Source organism: Luteibacter jiangsuensis (assembly GCF_011742555.1).
Lineage (GTDB): Bacteria > Pseudomonadota > Gammaproteobacteria > Xanthomonadales > Rhodanobacteraceae > Luteibacter > Luteibacter jiangsuensis.
On sequence record NZ_JAAQQR010000017.1, the window covers coordinates 1 to 4102 of the forward strand.

At 54.7% G+C, this 4102-nt stretch carries 2 tRNA genes and 2 rRNA genes; all 4 read left to right on the forward strand.

The features are described 5' to 3' along the window. Positions 1-728 (forward strand): 16S ribosomal RNA (locus tag HBF26_RS19305); the annotation flags it as partial. A 97-nt stretch (positions 729-825) separates the two neighbouring features. Then, positions 826-902 (forward strand) — tRNA-Ile (locus HBF26_RS19310). A gap of 15 nt (positions 903-917) precedes the next feature. After that, positions 918-993, forward strand: a tRNA-Ala gene (locus HBF26_RS19315). 194 nt (positions 994-1187) lie between these two features. Continuing rightward, positions 1188-4073 (forward strand): 23S ribosomal RNA (locus HBF26_RS19320). Positions 4074-4102: the final 29 nt, after the last annotated feature.

The window sequence follows — 4102 nt, forward strand, 5'->3', positions numbered from 1 at the left end:
GATGCGAACTGGATGTTGGTCTCAACTCGGAGATCAGTGTCGAAGCTAACGCGTTAAGTTCGCCGCCTGGGGAGTACGGTCGCAAGACTGAAACTCAAAGGAATTGACGGGGGCCCGCACAAGCGGTGGAGTATGTGGTTTAATTCGATGCAACGCGAAGAACCTTACCTGGCCTTGACATGTCCGGAATCCTGCAGAGATGCGGGAGTGCCTTCGGGAATCGGAACACAGGTGCTGCATGGCTGTCGTCAGCTCGTGTCGTGAGATGTTGGGTTAAGTCCCGCAACGAGCGCAACCCTTGTCCTTAGTTGCCAGCGAGTAAAGTCGGGAACTCTAAGGAGACTGCCGGTGACAAACCGGAGGAAGGTGGGGATGACGTCAAGTCATCATGGCCCTTACGGCCAGGGCTACACACGTACTACAATGGTCGGTACAGAGGGTTGCAAGACCGCGAGGTGGAGCTAATCCCAGAAAGCCGATCCCAGTCCGGATTGGAGTCTGCAACTCGACTCCATGAAGTAGGAATCGCTAGTAATCGCAGATCAGCTATGCTGCGGTGAATACGTTCCCGGGCCTTGTACACACCGCCCGTCACACCATGGGAGTGAGCTGCTCCAGAAGCCGTTAGTCTAACCGCAAGGGGGACGACGACCACGGAGTGGTTCATGACTGGGGTGAAGTCGTAACAAGGTAGCCGTATCGGAAGGTGCGGCTGGATCACCTCCTTTCGAGAAACGACACGTCGTTTCATCGCAAGGCTTCCACACAAGTCACCTGCACATCCACGCACGCCTCGGGCGTGCATGCCGTAAGCGAGCACCTTATGGGTCTGTAGCTCAGGTGGTTAGAGCGCACCCCTGATAAGGGTGAGGTCGGTGGTTCGAGTCCACCCAGACCCACCACTCGAGCACACTTATGGGGCCTTAGCTCAGCTGGGAGAGCATCTGCTTTGCAAGCAGAGGGTCGTCGGTTCGATCCCGACAGGCTCCACCAGTATCGGTAGGAAGGATGTGACAGCGCACACAAAGATTGTTTTGAAGCCTACCGGCGCTGAGGCCGGTCAGGTGTTCTTTGAAAATCTGTAAACGAGTGACAAGCGTCTTGGTTCGTAACCGAACCCAAGACAAGTGTTAAGGCGAAACGAAGTGGCTTGTGCGAATAGGCCCCGAGGCGACTTGGGGTTATATGGTCAAGCGACTAAGCGTATACGGTGGATGCCTTGGCAGTCAGAGGCGATGAAGGACGTGGCAGCCTGCGAAAAGTGTCGGGGAGCTGGCAACAAGCTTTGATCCGGCAATGTCCGAATGGGGAAACCCACCGCGCAAGCGGTATCCGTACATGAATACATAGTGTGCGGAAGCGAACCCGGGGAACTGAAATATCTAAGTACCCGGAGGAAAAGAAATCAACCGAGATTCCGTCAGTAGCGACGAGCGAACGCGGACTAGCCCAAAAGTGTCGCACATTCTAGTCGAACCGCTTGGAAACGCGGGCCGTAGACGGTGATAGCCCGGTAGACGAAAGGGTGCGTGGCATGAAATTGAGTAAGGCGGGGCACGTGAAACCCTGTCTGAACATGGGGGGACCATCCTCCAAGGCTAAATACTCCTGACTGACCGATAGCGAACTAGTACCGTGAGGGAAAGGCGAAAAGAACCCCGGAGAGGGGAGTGAAATAGACCCTGAAACCGTATACGTACAAGCAGTGGAAGCCCGCAAGGGTGACTGCGTACCTTTTGTATAATGGGTCAGCGACTTACTGTCAGTGGCAAGCTTAACCGTATAGGGGAGGCGAAGGGAAACCGAGTCTGAATAGGGCGAATAGTCTCTGGCAGTAGACCCGAAACCGAGTGATCTATCCTTGACCAGGTTGAAGGTGCGGTAACACGCACTGGAGGACCGAACCCACATCTGTTGCAATAGATGGGGATGAGTTGAGGATCGGAGTGAAAGGCTAAACAAACTCGGAGATAGCTGGTTCTCCTCGAAAGCTATTTAGGTAGCGCCTCGTGCGAACACTGTTGGGGGTAGAGCACTGTTATGGCTAGGGGGTCATTGAGACTTACCAAACCATGGCAAACTCCGAATACCAACACGTGCTACACGGGAGACACACGGCGGGTGCTAACGTCCGTCGTGAAAAGGGAAACAACCCAGACCCGCAGCTAAGGTCCCAAAGTCATAGCTAAGTGGAAAACGATGTGGAAAGGCATAGACAGCCAGGAGGTTGGCTTAGAAGCAGCCACCCTTTAAAGAAAGCGTAATAGCTCACTGGTCGAGTCGGTCTGCGCGGAAGATTTAACGGGGCTAAGCTATGCACCGAAGCTCGGGGTGTACAGGTTTTGACCTGTACGCGGTAGAGGAGCGTTCCGTAGGCCTGTGAAGGTGAGTCGTAAGGCTTGCTGGAGGTATCGGAAGTGCGAATGCTGACATGAGTAACGATAAGGGGGGTGAAAAGCCCCCCCGCCGAAAGCCCAAGGTTTCCTCGCGCAACGTTCATCGGCGCAGGGTGAGTCGGCCCCTAAGGCGAGGCAGAAATGCGTAGTCGATGGGAAGCAGGTTAATATTCCTGCACTTTTCTACAGTGCGATGTGGGGACGGAGAAGGTTAGGTCTACCAGGCGTTGGTTGTCCTGGGGAAAGGCGGTAGGCGGTGATCTTAGGCAAATCCGGGATCACATACGCCGAGCACCGAGACCAGTCCTTAAGAGGACGAAGTGACTGACACCACGCTTCCAGGAAAAGCCACTAAGCTTCAGCTGTAGAAAAACCGTACCGTAAACCGACACTGGTAGGCAGGGTGAGAATCCCAAGGCGCTTGAGAGAACTCGGGTGAAGGAACTAGGCAAAATGGCACCGTAACTTCGGGAGAAGGTGCGCCCCTTGGTGTGGTCACGTGCGTGACTGAGCATCGAGGGGTCGCAGTAACCTGGCCGCTGCGACTGTTTATCAAAAACACAGCACTCTGCAAACACGAAAGTGGACGTATAGGGTGTGACGCCTGCCCGGTGCTGGAAGGTTAATTGATGGGGTCAGCCGCAAGGCGAAGCTCTTGATCGAAGCCCCAGTAAACGGCGGCCGTAACTATAACGGTCCTAAGGTAGCGAAATTCCTTGTCGGGTAAGTTCCGACCTGCACGAATGGCGTAACGACAGCGGCGCTGTCTCCACCCGAGACTCAGTGAAATTGAAATCGCTGTGAAGATGCAGCGTTCCCGCGGCAAGACGGAAAGACCCCGTGAACCTTTACTATAGCTTTACACTGAACGTTGAGTTCTTCTGTGTAGGATAGGTGGGAGGCTATGAAACCGAGACGCTAGTTTCGGTGGAGCCATCCTTGAAATACCACCCTGAAGTGCTTGACGTTCTAACCTAGGTCCGTAATCCGGATCGGGGACCGTGTATGGTGGGTAGTTTGACTGGGGCGGTCTCCTCCCAAAGAGTAACGGAGGAGCACGAAGGTACGCTCAGCGCGGTCGGACATCGCGCACTGTGTGCAAAGGCATAAGCGTGCTTGACTGCGAGATCGACGGATCAAGCAGGTACGAAAGTAGGTCTTAGTGATCCGGTGGTTCTGTATGGAAGGGCCATCGCTCAACGGATAAAAGGTACTCCGGGGATAACAGGCTGATACCGCCCAAGAGTTCATATCGACGGCGGTGTTTGGCACCTCGATGTCGGCTCATCACATCCTGGGGCTGTAGCCGGTCCCAAGGGTATGGCTGTTCGCCATTTAAAGTGGTACGCGAGCTGGGTTCAGAACGTCGTGAGACAGTTCGGTCCCTATCTGTCGTGGGCGTTGGAGATTTGAGGGGGGCTGCTCCTAGTACGAGAGGACCGGAGTGGACGTTCCGCTGGTGTTCGGGTTGTCATGCCCATGGCATTGCCCGGTAGCTACGAACGGAAGTGATAACCGCTGAAAGCATCTAAGCGGGAAGCACGCCCCAAGATGAGATCTCCCGAGAGCTCGACTCTCCTTAAGGCACCATCAAGACTAGGTGGTTGATAGGCGCGGTGTGGAAGTGCAGCAATGCATTGAGCTTACGCGTACTAATGAGCCGTGAGGCTTGACCATATAACCCCAAGACGCTTCACCGTCTTAAC